The following is a 16374-nucleotide window of genomic DNA, read 5'->3' on the forward strand; positions in this document are numbered from 1 at the left end:
TCGACAGGGGATATAAATGTAACTATTGTTGTTACATGAAATCCTCGAACCCGCTTTCCGACGCGCTGCACGTGATGGCCCATCTCGTGGGCCAGCAGGGGCCGCGCACCTCCGAACAGCTGGCCATGTGCCTGCCGACCCATCCGGTGGTGATCCGCCGGATGCTGGCACAGATGCGCAAGGCCGGGTTGGTGCGCAGCACACGCGGGCACGGCGGTGGCAGCCAGCTGGCGCGCGATGCGACCCGCATCACGCTGCACGACATCTACCTGGCGGTCGGCGCACCGCCGCTGGTGCAGATCGGCACACGCGGCGCAGGTCGTGGCTGCCCGATCCAGCAACTGGTCGATTCGGCGCTGCTCGATGGCGCCCGCGAAGCGCAGCGATTGCTGGAACACCGCCTGCAGTCCACCACGCTCGACCAGCTCGGCGTGGAGTTCGCGCGCCACCTCGCCCATCACCGCTCCCTGGAAGGACACCATGAATCCTGAAGTGATCATCGTCGGCGGCAGTTACGCCGGCATCGCCGCGGGCCTGATCCTGGCCCGCGCACGCCGCGCGGTCACCGTCATCGACGCCGGCCTGCCCCGCAACCGTGCGGCCAGCCATTCGCATGGCGTCCTTGGCCTGGACGGCATCAGTGGTGCCGAGCTGTTGAAGACGGCGCGCCAGCAGCTGCTGGACTATCCCAGCGTGCGCTGGATCCATGCCGAGGCCGCGCACGCCACCGCCAGCCCCGACGGTGTCGAGGTCCGCACCGCGGATGGCCAGGTGCTGGCCGCACGCAAGCTGCTGCTGGCCAGTGGCATCAGTGACCAGCTGCCGGACCTGCCCGGCCTGGCCGAGCGCTGGGGCAGCACCGTGCTGCATTGTCCCTACTGCCATGGCTACGAAGTCGGCGGCGGAGCGATCGGCGTGCTCGGCGGCCATCCGATGTCGGCCGGCAAGGCACCGCTGTTCGCCGACTGGGGCAATGTCACCTTCTTCAGCCAGGCGGGGGAGATCAGTGAGGAGGAACGCGCGGCCATGCAGCAGCGTGGCGTGCAGATCGAGATCTCGCCGGTGATTGCCGTGCAGGGCGACCAGCCGACCTGGCTGGAAGTGGAACTGGCCGATGGCCGCCGCATCGCCCAGCGCGCGCTGTTCGTTCCGGCTACCCAGGCGATGGCCACGCCGCTGGTGCAGCAGCTGGGCTGCGCGCTGGTCGAAAGCCCGCTCGGCGTGCTGATCGAGGTGGACGCGATGAAGCAGACCTCGGTGCCGAACGTGTACGCCGCAGGCGACGCGACCACGGTTGGCAATATCACCCTGGCCGCCGCCGAAGGGGTGCGTGCCGGGATCGGCGTACATCACGCGCTGGTCAGCGAAGACAGCATCGGGTGATGGAAAGGGCCGGATTCCGCTCTCTTGAACGACACCCGGCCCGCCCCATCAGCCTTTGACGCACAGCACCTGGCGCAGTGTGTGGACCACGTCCACCAGGTCGAGCTGGGCGGCCATCACGTCTTCGATCGACTTGTACGCCGCCGGCGATTCATCCAGCACGCCGCTGTCCTTGCGGCATTCCACATGCGCGGTCGCCTCGCGGTGCTGGGCCAGGGTGATCCGCTCGCGTGCCGTGCCGCGGCTCATCACCCGGCCTGCGCCGTGGCTGCAGCTGTGGAAACTGTCTGCATTGCCCTTGCCACGCACGATGTAGCTGCGCGTGCCCATGCTGCCGGGGATGATGCCCAGCTCGCCCTGGCGTGCACTGACCGCACCCTTGCGGGTGACCAGCAGTTCCTGCCCGGCGTGCGTTTCCTTCTGCACGTAGTTGTGGTGGCAGTTGACGGCCATCGCCGCCAGCCGGAACGGCGGCAGCCGATGCCGCATCTCGGCCAGCACGCGCGCCATCATCGCCTCGCGATTGTGCCGCGCATAGTCCTGCGCCCAGGACACCGCTTCCACGTAGTCGTCGAACAGCGGCTCGCCTTCCATGAAGAAGGCCAGGTCCTTGTCAGGCAGATGGAAGCCGAGCACGCGGCGCTCCAGCTCGCGACGCGCCTGCTCGATGAAGTACGTGCCGATCAGGTTGCCGGTGCCACGCGAGCCGCTGTGCAGCATTACCCACACGGCATCCGTTTCATCCAGGCACAGCTCGATGAAGTGGTTGCCACCTCCCAGCGTGCCCAGCTGGCGATCGAGCTTGTCGGTGCGGATCCGGCGATGCCTGTCCTTGATCTTCTCCAGGCCAGCGGCCAGGCCGGACTGCACCAGCCGCGTGTGGATGCTGTCGGGCATGCGCTGATGCTCGCCACCGCGACCGTTGCCGACCGGGATGCTGCGCTCGATGCTGTTGCGCAGCTGCCGCAGGTCATCGGGCAGGTCGTTGGCCTGCAGCGTCGTGCGCACCGCGGCCATGCCGCAGCCGATGTCCACGCCCACCGCCGCCGGAATGATCGCCCCGCGGGTCGGGATCACCGAGCCGACGGTCGCGCCCTTTCCCAGGTGCACGTCCGGCATCACGGCCACCCAGGGCCCGACGAATGGAATGGCGGCGATGTTGCGCAGCTGCTCATGGGCCTGCGCTTCCAGCGGCACGCCGTTCACCCAGCCCTTGATCGGCGTGGTGCCCTCGGCATGCAGCCATTGATAGGTGTGTTGAGTATCCATGTTGCAATCCATCTCCTTGATGGGCCGGCGGCGCGTCCCTGCGCCGCCCCAGCCCCCTACTTCATCGTCACCAGCTGCTTCAGCACGCCATCCAGGCCGCCGAACACGGTGAGCTTGTCGATCTTCTCGGTGACCTTCTCCAGCGCTTCCAGCTCCTTCAGCCGCATCAGCACCGGGTTGTCCTCGATCAGCCTGGCGGTATTGAGCTGCGAGCGGGTGGCGTTGGCCTCCTCGCGGCGGCGGATCACGCTGGCCTGCGCCTGCTTCTCGGCCAGCACCACGCCGTTGAGGATCTCCTTCATCTCGCCCGGCAGGATCACGTCCTTGATGCCGACACCCAGCAGCTGCACACCGTGGCCCTCGATCGCGGCCCGCACGTGCGCGGCGATCTCACCGTCCAGCGCCGCCTTCTCGCCCAGCAGCTCATCCAGGCTGCGCGTGGCGATCGCCTGGCGCAGGCCGAGCTGCAGCTGCCGGTAGATGAACTCGTCGGCGTTGCTGAGCGTGCGGTGTGCACGCACCGGGTCGACCACCTGCACGGTCGCGGCCAGGTTCACCCGCAGGGTCACCTTGTCGCGGCTGAGCAGCTCCTGGCCGGACACGTCGAGCGAACGCGCGCGCAGTTCGACGCGCTCCACCGACACGTTGCCGTTGAAATTCCAGAACGCGTGCAGTCCGGCATCCAGGGTCTGTCGCAGCGTACCGTCGACGAACAGCAGGCCGACCGATTCGCTCGGCACGGTGCTGATCACCGCCACGCGCGGCAGTACGCCCAGCTGCCCCAGGCGCTGCTGCACGTCGGCCGGCACGCGCGGTTCGTCACCCAGGGCCATCACGCGCACCTCGGTGTCGACCGAACCCCGCCAGTAAAGATGGCGGCTGCCGGGCGGCAGGACATCGTCGATACGGCCATTGCGCAGCAGCAGACCCACCTGTGCAGCGCCGATATCGGCCAGCACGAAGTGTTCGTGCAGCTGTGCTCCCAGCGCGTCGATCAGGCTGTCCTGGTCGCTGCCGTTGTAGGCGCTGCCCTTCGATGCGTTGTGCACGGTCACCTGCGGCGAGCCGCCGAACCGCGACAGGCGGTGCACGCCCGGCAGCAGCACCTGCTGGAAACGACGGTTGCGATACACCAGGCCGCGCTCGCCGTCGCCGATCACGACCTTGATGGTCCAGAACATGGGAGTCTCTCCTTGTATGGCTCTGGTGGTTCGACCCGATGGAAATCCGTCGCCGTGACCCGGGCCGATCAGGTCGTGGCGAGGCGGCCTGCACACCCGTGCAGGCCGCGGAAGAGGGCGGCCACCGGTGGACGGTCCGCGCGCGGAGCCTTCGGTGCGCCGGCAGTACCGCCATGGGCGCCGCCGGCAGGCAGCACCGGGGTGGACCAGGGCGGGCAGTGACGGCGGACCGGGGCCCGGCGTGCGGTCCGTTGCTTCCACTTCTCCGCCCGAAGGCGATGTCCGTGGATGGCGACGATGGCCGCTGGGACGTGCGTCCCGGGTGTTGCTTCAAGTCATGACGTGACAGGTCATGTGGTTTGGAGTGGGAATTGAACCCACGACAGACGGACTCAGGATCCGTTGCTCTGACCAGGCTGAGCTATCCAGTTGGGAACCGCGCGGAATCGAACCGCGTGCCGGCGAACCGGCGCCTGCGACCAGCAGGCGATCCAGGCGAGGGCATGTCCGCGACCTCCGGCATACGCTACGGCAGCGCCGCGCGCACCAGCCCGCCATTGAAGCGGGACCGTTGGAAAATCGAGGGTGCAGGCCATCGACATTATCGGCGGGCGATAATGTTGTGAGGCGATGCAGATAATGTCCGGGCACGGCCGCCCGCGCGAAGATAAACTCCGGCGTGCGGGTAATGGCCGATCAGTGGGCGGCGGAATGCCGCGCGGGGTGCAGTTCTGGCATCGCGGGTCCTTGTGCCGACGCAAACGAAAACGCCCCCGGGACATGCGTTCCGAGGGCGTCGTCAAGCCTCGGAGATCGGGGTGGCCGATCTCCGCAGGGCGGGTATCAGGCCGTTGTGGGCAGTGCTTCCTTGCCGGACGCGCGCGCCAGCACATCCATGCGCAGGCATGGCAGCAGTGTGGCGATGGCGGAGAAATGCGCGTTCAAGGGAAACATCCAGGCGGGTGTTGAAACGAGGTGCGCACGATAAACCACGATTTAGTCGTGCGCAACCATTTTGTTGAATTATTTTCTTCTGCCCGATGCCGGAGCCGGCCGGCGACCGGCCCCGGCCAATCTCAGCCTTCCGCGCTTGCCGCGTCCAGCTGCGCGACATCCTGCACGCTCAGCGATACATTCGCCGCGGCCAGCAGGTCGTGCAGCTGTTCGACGCTGGTGGCGCTGACGATCGGCGCGGTGATCGACGGCCGTGCGATCTGCCATGCCAGTGCGATCTGTGCCGGGCTGGCAGTGTGCTTGCTGGCCACGTCATCCAGCGCTTCCAGGATGCGCAGGCCGCGCGGGTTGAGATAACGCTTCACCACGTTCTCGCCCCGCGCCGGGCTTTTGCCCGCATCGGCTGCCGTGCGGTACTTGCCGCTGAGGAAGCCGCTGGCCAGTGCGTAATAGCCGATCACGCCGATCTGCTCGCGCTGCACCAGCGGTTCCAGCGCGGTCTCGTAGCCGGCGCGGTCGTAGAGGTTGTACTCCGGCTGCAGGGTTTCGTAACGCGGCAGCTTGTAATCGGTGGATACCTTCAGCGCATCGGCCAGGCGGGTGGCGCTGTAGTTGGAGGCACCGATGGCGCGCACCTTGCCGGCTTCGATCAGGCGACCGAACGCGGCCAGCGTGGCTTCCAGCGGTGTCGACTCATCATCCTCGTGGGCCTGGTACAGATCGATCACATCGGTCTGCAGGCGACGCAGCGAGTCTTCCACCGCCGCATTGATGTTGTCCGGGGTCAGCCCAGGGCGTTCGGCCCATTTGCCGACCTTGGTCGCCAGCACCACCTTCTCGCGCTTGCCGCTGCGGGCGAACCACCTGCCGATCAGCGTTTCCGATTCGCCGCCCACATTGCCGGGCACCCAGGCCGAGTACACGTCGGCGGTGTCGACCAGGTTGAAGCCGGCGTCGACGAAGGCATCGAGCAGGGCGAAGCTGGCCTTCTCGTCGGCGCTCCAGCCGAACACGTTGCCTCCGAAGGCGAGCGGACGTACATGCAGGCCGGAACGGCCCAGTTCACGGGTTGCCGTCATGGGCACGGTCTCCTTGGGGGAAGTGCTCCAGAATAGAACGCGTTGTGTTACCGCGCTGCGGCGCTGACCACAAAACAGTGTTCCGCGACGGGCGCGCGGCTAACGATTTGTGAACACCTGGCGCGCGGTGACTGCTAGTCTCGCCGCATCATTCCGCTGGAGTCGCCCCGATGATGCCTGCTTCGTCCCTGCGTGGTTGCCGCCTGTTGCTTGCTTCCGCCCTGCTTGCTGCCGTGCCCGCGTACGCTGCGCCGACCTTGGTGGCGCCGGCGCAGATCCAGGTATCGCCCGCCATCGACGCTGCGGTGAAGGCTTCGACCCGTGATCCGGCCAACGTCAAGCGTGATGGCTACCGTCATCCGGCACAGTCGCTGGCCTTCTTCTCGGTGGCACCGGAGAAGACCGTCATCGAAATCACTCCGGGCAATGGTTGGTATTCGGAAATCCTCGCGCCGCTGCTGCATGACAAGGGCCGGTACGTGGCAGCCGTGGTCGACCCGATGGCGGTGGCAGAAGGTCGTGGCCGCGACTACCAGCAGCGCAGCCGCGATGGCCTGGAAAAGAAGTTCGCCGGTGCGCCGGCACAGTTCGGCAAAGCAGTCGTGATCGCCTACGATCCGGCCAAGCCGGTGTTCGGACCGGCCAACTCGGCCGATGTGGTGCTGACCTTCCGCAACGTGCACAACTGGCGCAAGGCCGGCCAGGCGCAGGGCATGTTCCAAGGCTTCTTCAACGTGCTCAAGCCGGGCGGCGTGCTGGGCGTGGTGGAGCACCGCGCCAAGGCCGATGTGGCCGACGATGATGACACTGGTTATGTCGGCCAGCAGCAGGTGATCGCCTTGGCCGAGGCCGCCGGCTTCAGGTTGGATGCGCGCAGCGAGATCAATGCCAACCCGCGCGACACCAAGGATCATCCCAACGGCGTGTGGACCCTGCCGCCGACCAACCAGCATGACAAGGCCGACGCCGCGAAGTACCAGGCCATCGGCGAAAGCGATCGCATGACCCTGCGCTTCATCAAGCCCTGAGGCGAAGCCTCGCAGCCGCAAGCGGCAATGGACACACGTGTATCCGCCGGGCCTGGCCCGGCGCGACAGTCAAAGGAGTGAGCGGTTGAAGAAGATCCTGTACATCGTGATCGCAGTACTGGTGCTGGTACGCCTGTTCGACTTCACCTTCCATGGCGGCAATACCTATGACCTGCTGGGCGCGGTGGGGTTCGCGGTGCTGTTGATCGGCATCCTGCAGGATGAACGCGCGCGCCGTGCGAGCCCGCCATTGGCGTCTCAGCGGCGGCGGGCGGCGATCGCATCGGCCTGTGGCATTGCGCTGGTGCTTGTTTCGTTCCTGCTGAAGTGGAAGGTCTTCGGCTGAGGCGCCCGTGATCGCGATGGCAGCGCCGGGATGGGACAATGCCGCATCCACCGCCTGCCGTGCCTGCGATGCTGATTGCCTTCAACAAGCCGTTCAATGTGCTGTGCCAGTTCACCGATCGCAGCGTCCCGCCGCGCCCGACCCTGGCGGGGTTCGGCCTGCCGCCGCGTGTCTATGCGGCCGGCCGGCTGGATCATGACAGCGAAGGCCTGCTGCTGCTGACCGACAACGGTCCCTTGGCGCACAGGTTGACCGACCCGAAGCACAAGGCCGACAAGACCTACTGGGTGCAGGTGGAAGGCACGCCTGGCGAGGAACAGCTGCAGCGCCTGCGCAGCGGCGTGATCCTCAATGATGGGCCGACCCTGCCGGCGAAGGTCGAACGGCTCGATCCCGCGCCGGAGCTGTGGACGCGCGATCCGCCCGTGCGTTTCCGCAAGACCGTTGCCGATACCTGGCTGGCGATCACGATCCGCGAAGGGCGCAACCGCCAGGTACGGCGGATGACCGCCGCCGTGAACCTGCCCACCCTGCGCCTGGTGCGGGTGGCAATGGGTCCTTACCGGCTGGATGATCTGCGCCCCGGACAGTGGCGGCAGATCGGCTGAAACGAAACGGGCCGGAGATCACCCACAGGCGATCTCCGGCCCGGATGCAGCCGCCTGCCTCAGGCGTCGCTGCCGATATCGCTGTGCTCGTCGACCACGGTGTCGTTGCGGCGGTCGCGGGCACTGATGCGCTGCGCCTGGCCATCAACGACCTGACCATTGGCCGCCTTCTTCTTCTGCTGCTTGCGATACAGGGCATAGCCGAGCAGACCCACACCCACTGCCGCGGCGGCGATGGTCACTGCCGGATTGCGGCGGGCGAACTTGGTGGCAACCTTGCCACCGGTCTTCACTGCGCCCAGTGCGGCTCCCGTCTTGATCCAGTCGCTGGCCTGCGGACCCAGATGGCGCAGGCTGCCGCCGGCACTCTTCAGGCCGTCGCCCGCGGTGTGGGCCAGGTCCAGGGCGCGCTCCAGGGCGCGGTCGGTAATCACGGTCAGTCTGCTCATGCGGGGGTCCTTTGCCTCGGGTCGAAGTCCAGTGTGGCGCGTTGCCCGTAAACGGTATGTCAGTCGGGCAGTCACACGGCGTGACTCTACGCGCTCCATTCAGGATCAGGCAGGATTGCTATGTTCCCCGTGGTTTGGCCCGGTGGGTGGCGGTGGCCGTCCACGGGTCGTCCGGCCAGGGATGGCGGGGATAGCGGCCCTTCATCTCTTTCTTCACCTCGGCATAGGTGTTTTCCCAGAAGTTGCGCAGGTCCTGGGTGACCTGCAGCGGACGACCGCCGGGTGACAGCAGGTGCAGGGTCAGTGGCACGCGCCCATCGGCGATGCGGGGAGTGTCTGCCAGTCCGAACAACTCCTGCAGCTTCACGGCCAGCACCGGTGGCAGCGGTTCGCCGGACTCGCTGTCCAGTGCATAGGTGATGGGCCGCTCCAGCCCGGAGGGCACAGTGATGCGGCTTGGCGCATGCCGCTCCACGAGCTGCCGCTGTGACCATGCCAGGGGCGACTTCAGCGCTTCTGCGAAGCTGGCTTCGTCCAGCGCATCGAGGCGGCTCTTGCCGGCAAACGCAGGCTGCAGCCACTGCGCGCGGGTGGCGAGCAGCGTGGCATCGCTGCAGTCGGGCAGCTCCAGCTCGGGCATCCAGCGACGCAGCGACTCCACCCGTGCCTGCCATTGGCGCAGGGCCTCAGTCCACGGCAGTGCCTGCAGGCCGAGCTCGGCAACAGCCTCGGTCAAGGCGCCGGCCGCGTGTTCCGGGTCGACCCGGCCCGCCGAGCGACTGTCCAGCACGATGCGATCGAAGCGGGTTTCGCGCAGTGCGACCAGCGCACGCCGTTCGCCGTCCCAGCGCACCGTGTCGGTGGTGACGAAGCGCTGCGGGTAGATCCTGCGCAGATGGTCCTCATCGACCGGCGCGGCGCGCAGCAGAAGCGCATCGCGGGCCTCGAAACGCAGTTCGCTGGCGACCAGCCACGGTTCGCCACGCAGATCGCTCAGTTCATGCAGGCGCGCGCTGCGCCCGTTGGCGAGCAGGTAGCGCAGCGGATCGCCCGGATGCTGGAAGCCGATGCGATCGGGAAAAGCGTGCGCCAGCAGATCGCCCAGCGCGTGCGCTTCGATGCTGGCAGGGGGCGCGGCATCGCAGCGCAGCCGACGCCGCCACTGGCGCGCGGCGGCATCAATGGCAGCCAGTCCACCACGACTGGCATCGGCCGGCGCGCGGCCAGCACGGAACGCGGCCAGCGCGCGCCAGCGTGCCGCCAGTGCATCGCCGCCCTGGCGCAGGGGGTCGCGTGCTTCCAGCAGCGCCGCCAGATCGGCCGCCAGCGCCTGTGCGTGCGGGTCAGGGGCGGCGAGCAGCATCGCGGCCATGCGTGGATGGGTACCCAGCGCCAGCACGCGTCGGCCCAAGGCGGTGATCGCGCCCGACTCCGACAACGCGCCCAGGCGGTGCAGCAGCTCGCGCGCCGCACCCATCGGTCCGCTTGGGGGCGGATCGAGAAAGCGCAGGTCGCTGCTGCCCCACGCCGCCAGCTCCAGCGCCAGTCCTGCCAGTTCGACCTGGTCGATCTCGGCACGCCGCTGAGGCTCCAGCCGCTGCGACTGCGGCCACAGGCGCCAGGCCACGCCCTCGGCCACGCGGCCGGCACGACCGGCACGCTGGTCGGCCGAGGCCTGCGCAATGGCCAGCACGTCCAGGCGGGTGAAGCCGCTGTTCGGGTCATAGCGGGGCTCGCGTGCCAGGCCGCTGTCGATCACCACGCGCACGCCGGGCAGGGTCACCGAGGATTCGGCCACGTTGGTGGCCAGCACCACGCGGCGGCGGCCCTCATCTGCGGGTTGCAGCACGCGCGCCTGCTGTTCCACCGGCAGTTCGCCATGCAGTGCCAGGACCTCGGTGTTGCCGCCGATCGATTCCTGCAGACCGGCCTGCACGCGGGCGATCTCCCGCTGGCCAGGCAGGAACACCAGCACGTCGCCCGGGTGCTCGACCAGCGCCTGCTGCACTGCGCGGCGGACCTGCAGTTCCAGCGATTCTTCGCGACGCGCCGGGAAGTGGCTGACGGTCACGGGGTAGCTGCGGCCCTCGCTGCTCAAGCGGGGTGCGTCGAGGAAGCGTGCCAGCCGCTCGCCATCCAGGGTCGCCGACATGACCACCAGCCGCAGGTCGTGGCGCAGCTGTGCCTGTACGTCCAGCGCCAGTGCCAATCCCAGGTCGCCGCTGAGGTGGCGCTCATGGAACTCGTCGAACAGGATCGCGCCCACCTGTTCCAGCAACGGGTCGTCCTGCAGCATGCGGGTCAGGATGCCTTCGGTCACCACCTCGATGCGGGTGCGCGCGGACACCCGGTTCTCGAAGCGGATGCGGTAGCCGACGGTATCGCCGACCTCCTCGCCGAGCTGCCTTGCCATGAACATCGCTGCGCTGCGCGCGGCCACCCGGCGCGGCTCCAGCAGGATGATCCTGCGGCCCTGCAGCCACGGTGCATCGAGCAGCGCCAGCGGTACCTGGGTGGTCTTGCCGGCGCCCGGTGGTGCCTCCAGCACGAGCCGTGGCTGTGCGGCCAGATGCTGCTGGATCTGCGGCAGCAGCGGAGAAATGGGGAAGTGCGGGGCGTTCATGCGCAAAGGATAAGGGGCCACGCTGGGCGCGGGTACAATGCGCAGGCACATTTCCTCCGCGATGACCATGCACCTGATCGATATCGGCGCCAATCTGACCCACGACTCCTTCGACCGCGACCGCGACGCCGTGCTGCAGCGTGCCCGCCAGGCCGGGGTGGTGCAGATGGTGGTCACGGGGGCCAGCCGCGAGCACTCTCCGCTGGCGCTGCAGCTGGCCCAGCAGCATCCGGGATTCCTGTATGCGACGGCCGGCGTACACCCGCATCATGCGGTGGAGTACACCGAAGAATGCGATGCAGAGATGCGCGCCCTGCATGCCCACCCGGAAGTGGTGGCGGTCGGCGAGTGCGGACTGGACTACTTCCGTGACTTCTCGCCGCGACCTGCCCAGCACCGTGCGTTCGAGCGCCAGCTGCAGCTGGCGGCGGAGAACGGCAAGCCGCTGTTCCTGCACCAGCGCGACGCGCACGCCGACTTCATGGCGCAGATGAAGAACTTCGAGGGTCGCCTCGGGCCGGCGGTGGTGCACTGCTTCACCGGTGAACGGGAGGAGTTGTTTGATTACCTCGACCAGGACTGGTACATCGGCATCACCGGCTGGCTCTGCGACGAGCGTCGCGGGGCGCACCTGCGCGAGCTGGTGAAGAGCATTCCAGCCGATCGCCTGATGATCGAGACCGATGCGCCGTACCTGCTGCCGCGCACGCTCAAGCCGATGCCGAAGGATCGCCGCAACGAACCGATGTTCCTTTCGCACATCGTCGAGGAGTTGGCCCGTGATCGTGGCGAGGACGTCGTGCTGACCGCAGCCCATGCAACGGCGGCGGCCCGTGCCTTCTTCCGGCTGCCCGACGCCGACACTACACGTCAGCCGTGAATGCCCGGATCCGGTAACGCTCGGCCATGCCCGGCGAGCGAAGCGGCAAGATCCGTCAGCCCTTCCCGATACGTCGGAAACTGCGGCGCCCACCCCAGCGCTTCGCGCGTACCGCGGCTGTCGATGCGCTTGCTGCCTTCGTAGAAGCGGCGCAGGGCCGGGCTCAGCGCCGGGTCGTCCCACGCCATTGCCGGTGGCATCGCAAAGCCTCCCAGCTGCGCGGCGAAGGCCAGCACGTCCTGTGGCGGTGCCGGCTCATCGTCGCTGGGCAAGTACAGCGCCTGCAGGGCGGGTCGCCGCATCGCCGCGATGATCACCGCCACCAGGTCCTGCACATGCAGGCGGTTGAACAACAGGCCCGGCTTCAGCACATGGCGGGCACGTCCCTGCGCGAGCTGCACCAGTGCGTTGCGGCCGGGACCATACAGCCCGGGCAGCCGGAACACTGCCGAGGCGATGCCGCGCCGGCTGGCCAGTGCGCGCCATTGCGACTCCGCGCGCAGGCGCTGCAGGCCCGCAGGCCCGGTGGCGTCGGCCACGCTGTCCGCATCGATCCAGCCGCCCTGGCGGTCGCCGTACACCGACGTTGACGACAGATAGCCCACCCACTGCAATGCGGGACTGTCTTCCAGTGCCGTGCGCAGCATGCGCACTGCCGGGTCGCCGTCGGCATCGGGCGGTATGCTGCCCAGCACCGCATCGGCGCGCGCGATGTCATCCAGAAGCGCGGGTGCAGGTGCTGTTCCAGCGCAGAGTCGATGGCAGCGCAGGCCATCCACGGCTGCCGTGGCCGGATCGCGTACGGTGCCGGCGACCTGCACGCCCAGCGCTTCCAGGCGAGCCGCCAGTACGCGCCCGCTCCAGCCCATGCCCAGGATCAGCACCCGTCCGGGCAACGGACCGGCCGGCAGCGTCAGGCTCACGCCCGGCGCTGCGCCTGGTAGGCCTGCAGGCTGCTGTAGGCGACCTGCAGCAGCACGCCCTGCTGGCCGGCGCTGCGTGCACGCGCCAGCATGTCACCGACGATGTGGCCGGCCTCCACCTGCTGCCCGGCCTCCAGGTCACGCAACATCGAGGCCTTCAATGCCGAGCCGGCCTGGGTCAACGTGCCGCGCGCAGTGTCCTGCGCTGCCGCCGGGACTGCCTCACCGGCCGCCTCCGCCACGGCCAGGCACTCGTCGTACAGGCCCTGCACGATGGCCGTGCCATCATCGGTCGCGACAATCGTGCCGATGTCCGCGCGCAACAGGCAGGTCGCCGCGGCAAGCGCGGTGAGGAAGGTGTACTTGATCCACTGCTCCTGGCCGATGCGTTCGCTGGCCAGGTGATCGAGGTTGGCCTGCGTGCAGGCGGCGGCGAAGGCACGCACGCGCGCCGAGAGTGCGCCACCGTCGCGTTCCCCGAAGGTGAGCTTGGCGGGTTTTCCCAGATGCACCACCGCACCGTCCGGTGCCTTGGTCGCACTGATGAAGCACAGCCCACCCAGCACCGCCTCGCGGCCGAAGCGTGCATCCAGATCGTTGTAGTGATGCAGCCCGTTGAGGATCGGCAGCACGGTGGTGCGGGGGCCCACCGCCGGCGCGATGGCCTCGATCGAGCTGTCCAGGTCGTAGGCCTTGCAGCTGAGGATGACCAGGTCGAAGGGCCTCTCGCGGGCCAGCGCGGGCAGCGCATCGGCTGTCACGTGCTGCACCGGGAAGGCGGCATCGCCGACTGGACTGCGGATCACCAGTCCATCGCGTGCAAGCTGCCCGGCGCGGGCAGGGCGGACCAGGAAGGTCACGTCCACACCGGCCTGGGCCAGGCGGCCGCCGAAGTAACCGCCGGTACCGCCGGCGCCGAGAATCAGGATGCGCATTGCACGTTCACCGTTGTCTGCGGAACCAATGTTGCGAGTGTGCCGGGGATCGCGACCCCGGCGATCGGCGCTCAGCTGCGCATGCCCACGCCGCGGCGCAGCAGCCACAGCGCCACCGCCGTCAGCACCACCACGAAGCCGATCATCAGCGCGTACGCGACCCACAGCGGCACGTCACTGCTGCCCAGCAGGCCGTAGCGGAACGCGTTGACCATGTAGAAGATCGGGTTCGCATGGGTCGCTGCTTCAGCCCAGGCCGGCAGCAGCTTCACCGAATAGAACACGCCGCCCAGATAGGTCAGCGGGGTCAGGATGAAGGTCGGAACGATCGCCACGTCGTCGAACTTCTTCGCGTACACGGCATTGATGAAGCCGGCCAGCGAGAAGATGGTGGCGCCCAACAGCACCGTGGTCAGTGTCACCAGCGGGTGCGGGATGCGCACGGGGGTGAAGAACATCGCGATGATCAGCACGATCACGCCGACCATCAGGCCGCGCAGTACCGCACCGGCCACGTAACCCCACAGGATCACCCAGTTCGGCATCGGGCTCACCAGCAGCTCTTCCACGTGGCGGCCGAACTTGGCGCCGAAGAAGGACGAGCTGATGTTGCCGTAGCTGTTCTGGATCACGCTCATCATGACCAGCCCGGGCACGATGAACTGCATGTAGCTGTACCCGCCCATCTCGCCCACGCGCGAGCCGATCAGGCCGCCGAAGATGAGGAAGTACAGGGTCATGGTGATCGCCGGCGGCACCAGCGTCTGGCCCCAGATGCGCATGATCCGGGTCACTTCGCGGCGCACGATGGTCAGCAGCGCGACGCGGTTGCGCTGGCCGTCGGTCAGCTCGGTGGTGCTCATGCGGATTTCTCCTGGTTGCCGGTGAGGCGCACGAACAGCTCCTCCAGGCGGTTGCTCTTGGTACGCATCGAGCGCACGCGGATGCCGGCTTCATTCAGCGCGGCGAACACGCGGTTCAGATCCATCGCCCGTGGCATGTCGATGTCCAGGGTGTGCGCGTCGGGCGCGCTGAGGGTTGCGCCCTCGATCGCCGGCAGCTGCACCGGCAGATCGCCATCGATGTCCAGCAGGAAGCCTTCCACGTCCAGCTTGGCCAGCAGCGCACGCATCGGCCCCTGCTCGACGATCCGGCCGTGGTTGATGATCGCCAGATGCCGGCACAGGTACTCGGCCTCCTCCAGGTAGTGGGTGGTGAGGATGATCGTCGTGCCAGCCGCATTGATCTCCTTCAGCACCCGCCACATGTCGCGGCGGATCTCGATGTCCACGCCCGCGGTCGGCTCATCCAGGATCAGCAGGCGGGGACGCGTCATCATCGCGCGGGCGATCATCAGCCGGCGCTTCATGCCGCCGGACAGGGTGCGGCTCATCACCTGCGCCTTCTCCCACAGATGGGCACGCTTGAGTTCCTCTTCCGCGCGCTGCTCCGCTTCCTCGCGCGGTACGCCATAGAAGCCGGCGTAGTTCACAAGAATGTCGAAGGGTTTTTCGAACAGGTTGAAGTTGATCTCCTGCGGCACCAGGCCGATCAGGCGCATGGTCGCGCTGCGGTTGCGCACCAGGTCGCTGCCGAACACCTCCACCTGGCCCTCGCTGAGGTTGACCAGGGAGCTGATGATGCCGATCAGGGTGGACTTGCCAGCCCCGTTGGGGCCCAGCAGGGCGAAGAAGTCGCCCGGGGCGACCTCCAGCGAGACCCCCTTCAGGGCCTGGGTTCCGTTGTCGTAGGTTTTGCGCAGATCGCGCACGCGCAGGGCGGGCGCCGTATCGTTCAGGGATGCCAAGCTCGAAGCCTTCGCGCCTATGGGCTGGCGCTGGAGAGGGGCGGGGAAGGGCTATTATAGAAGACCCCGAGGGCTTGCCCCGGCTACACACTGTCCCGAAAAGTCGTGCCTGTTCAATTCCCCCTCAAGCTGGTCGGCCGCCGCATGCTGGCCCCGACCGTCGGCCACTACCAGTTCGTGCGCGACGATGGCCAGCCGCTGGATTTCCAGCCCGGCCAGTTCATCCAGGTCCATTTCAGCTACGCCGATGGCACCGAGACCAAGCGCAGCTATTCCCTGGCCACCCTGCATGATCACGCACTGGGGCCCGGCGAAGCCGTGGATATCGCGGTCAGTTTCGTGCCCGGCGGCGCCGCTACAGCGCTGTTCGAGGCGCTGGAAACCGGCGGCCAGATCAGCGCGTCCGGCCCGTACGGGCGGTTCTGCCTGAACCCCGGCGATCACAACGCGCGCTATCTGCTGATCGCCACCGGTACCGGCGTGACCCCCTATCGCTCGATGCTGCCACTGCTGGAAAGGGCCATGACCGAACGCGGCGTGCAGGTCGTCCTGCTGCAGGGTGCACGCAGCCCGGGCGAACTGCTGTACAGCGAAGATTTCTACAGTTTCGCCGAAAAACACGCGAACTTCCGCTATGTTCCGTGCCTGTCGCGGGAGTTGCCGGAACAGGCCCACGCCGACGTCCATCATGGCTACGTGCAGCAGGCCCTGGCTGGTTTCACGCCGGACCCGGCCACCGATATCGCCTACCTGTGCGGCAACCCGGACATGGTCGATGCCTGCGCCGAGCTGCTCAAGGCGGCCGGGCTGGGCAACCCGCAGATCCGCCGCGAGAAGTACGTAAGTTCAACCCCTTCAAAGGCTTAAGTGGCCTATTGACCTTGGCGAACAGCGGGCGTACCGTCCGCT

General features: G+C 67.6%; 16 protein-coding genes and 1 tRNA gene. 7 read left to right on the plus strand and 10 right to left on the minus strand.

Going from position 1 to position 16374, the window contains the following annotated elements:
* Window positions 1–35 precede the first annotated feature (35 nt).
* A complete protein-coding gene (locus tag N5J29_RS10085; RefSeq protein WP_164150468.1) occupies window positions 36–491 on the plus strand; it encodes an Rrf2 family transcriptional regulator in 456 nt (151 codons plus the stop codon).
* On the plus strand, window positions 481–1383 hold the full coding sequence (locus N5J29_RS10090) for an NAD(P)/FAD-dependent oxidoreductase (RefSeq protein ID WP_164150470.1): 903 nt from the start codon (window positions 481–483) through the stop codon (window positions 1381–1383). Before N5J29_RS10085 ends, N5J29_RS10090 begins: the two co-directional genes overlap by 11 nt.
* A gap of 48 nt (window positions 1384–1431) precedes the next feature.
* On the opposite strand, the gene N5J29_RS10095 is transcribed toward N5J29_RS10090, so the two are convergent.
* The 4 genes from N5J29_RS10095 to N5J29_RS10110 form a co-directional block, all read right to left on the minus strand.
* Entirely contained in the window at window positions 1432–2652 is a 1221-nt protein-coding gene (locus tag N5J29_RS10095; RefSeq protein ID WP_164150472.1) for an RtcB family protein, read from the minus strand.
* Between the two features lie 56 nt (window positions 2653–2708).
* Window positions 2709–3833, minus strand: coding sequence for a slipin family protein (locus N5J29_RS10100; protein ID WP_164150475.1), 1125 nt, complete (start codon window positions 3831–3833; stop codon window positions 2709–2711).
* A 355-nt stretch (window positions 3834–4188) separates the two neighbouring features.
* Window positions 4189–4262 (minus strand) — tRNA-Gln (locus tag N5J29_RS10105).
* Window positions 4263–4909: 647 nt separating this feature from the next.
* Window positions 4910–5866 carry an aldo/keto reductase gene (locus tag N5J29_RS10110; protein ID WP_053518125.1) on the minus strand — a complete coding sequence of 319 codons (957 nt, stop codon included), beginning with the start codon at window positions 5864–5866 and terminating at the stop codon, window positions 4910–4912.
* Between the two features lie 170 nt (window positions 5867–6036).
* Here N5J29_RS10110 and N5J29_RS10115 point away from each other — a divergent pair, with 170 nt between their 5' ends.
* The 3 genes from N5J29_RS10115 to N5J29_RS10125 all read left to right on the plus strand — a co-directional run bounded on the left by N5J29_RS10115 (window position 6037) and on the right by N5J29_RS10125 (window position 7848).
* Window positions 6037–6894: a class I SAM-dependent methyltransferase gene (locus N5J29_RS10115; protein WP_065174289.1), complete on the plus strand. Its 858-nt coding sequence runs from the start codon at window positions 6037–6039 to the stop codon at window positions 6892–6894.
* A gap of 85 nt (window positions 6895–6979) precedes the next feature.
* A complete protein-coding gene (locus tag N5J29_RS10120; protein ID WP_065174290.1) occupies window positions 6980–7240 on the plus strand; it encodes a hypothetical protein in 261 nt (86 codons plus the stop codon).
* A gap of 68 nt (window positions 7241–7308) precedes the next feature.
* Complete coding sequence (locus N5J29_RS10125) at window positions 7309–7848, plus strand: pseudouridine synthase (RefSeq protein ID WP_065174511.1); 540 nt, start codon at window positions 7309–7311, stop codon at window positions 7846–7848.
* Window positions 7849–7907: 59 nt separating this feature from the next.
* On the opposite strand, the gene N5J29_RS10130 is transcribed toward N5J29_RS10125, so the two are convergent.
* Window positions 7908–8297 carry a hypothetical protein gene (locus N5J29_RS10130; protein WP_065174291.1) on the minus strand — a complete coding sequence of 130 codons (390 nt, stop codon included), beginning with the start codon at window positions 8295–8297 and terminating at the stop codon, window positions 7908–7910.
* A 118-nt stretch (window positions 8298–8415) separates the two neighbouring features.
* Window positions 8416–10920, minus strand: a complete 2505-nt coding sequence (gene hrpB / locus N5J29_RS10135) for an ATP-dependent helicase HrpB (RefSeq protein ID WP_164150477.1) — start codon at window positions 10918–10920, stop codon at window positions 8416–8418.
* 67 nt (window positions 10921–10987) lie between these two features.
* Between hrpB and N5J29_RS10140 the strand changes: the two genes are divergently transcribed.
* Complete coding sequence (locus tag N5J29_RS10140) at window positions 10988–11800, plus strand: TatD family hydrolase (protein ID WP_065174512.1); 813 nt, start codon at window positions 10988–10990, stop codon at window positions 11798–11800.
* On the opposite strand, the gene N5J29_RS10145 is transcribed toward N5J29_RS10140, so the two are convergent.
* From N5J29_RS10145 to N5J29_RS10160, 4 genes are all read right to left on the minus strand, one after another.
* A complete protein-coding gene (locus N5J29_RS10145; protein WP_065174293.1) occupies window positions 11791–12723 on the minus strand; it encodes an epimerase in 933 nt (310 codons plus the stop codon). The genes N5J29_RS10140 and N5J29_RS10145 overlap by 10 nt on opposite strands.
* Entirely contained in the window at window positions 12720–13658 is a 939-nt protein-coding gene (panE, locus tag N5J29_RS10150) for a 2-dehydropantoate 2-reductase (RefSeq protein ID WP_053519584.1), read from the minus strand. Before panE ends, N5J29_RS10145 begins: the two co-directional genes overlap by 4 nt.
* Window positions 13659–13729: 71 nt before the next feature.
* Window positions 13730–14521: an ABC transporter permease gene (locus N5J29_RS10155; protein WP_053519566.1), complete on the minus strand. Its 792-nt coding sequence runs from the start codon at window positions 14519–14521 to the stop codon at window positions 13730–13732.
* The gene (locus N5J29_RS10160) at window positions 14518–15486 is read right to left on the minus strand and encodes an ABC transporter ATP-binding protein (RefSeq protein WP_164150561.1); all 969 of its coding nucleotides are present in this window, start codon (window positions 15484–15486) and stop codon (window positions 14518–14520) included. The genes N5J29_RS10155 and N5J29_RS10160 overlap by 4 nt, the downstream gene beginning before the upstream one ends.
* 84 nt (window positions 15487–15570) lie before the next feature.
* Between N5J29_RS10160 and N5J29_RS10165 the strand changes: the two genes are divergently transcribed.
* On the plus strand, window positions 15571–16332 hold the full coding sequence (locus N5J29_RS10165; RefSeq protein ID WP_164150478.1) for a ferredoxin--NADP reductase: 762 nt from the start codon (window positions 15571–15573) through the stop codon (window positions 16330–16332).
* The last annotated feature ends 42 nt before the right edge of the window (window positions 16333–16374 follow it).

This window comes from Stenotrophomonas sp. GD03680 (assembly GCF_029844625.1).
In the GTDB taxonomy this organism is placed as follows: Bacteria; Pseudomonadota; Gammaproteobacteria; order Xanthomonadales; family Xanthomonadaceae; genus Stenotrophomonas; species Stenotrophomonas maltophilia_P.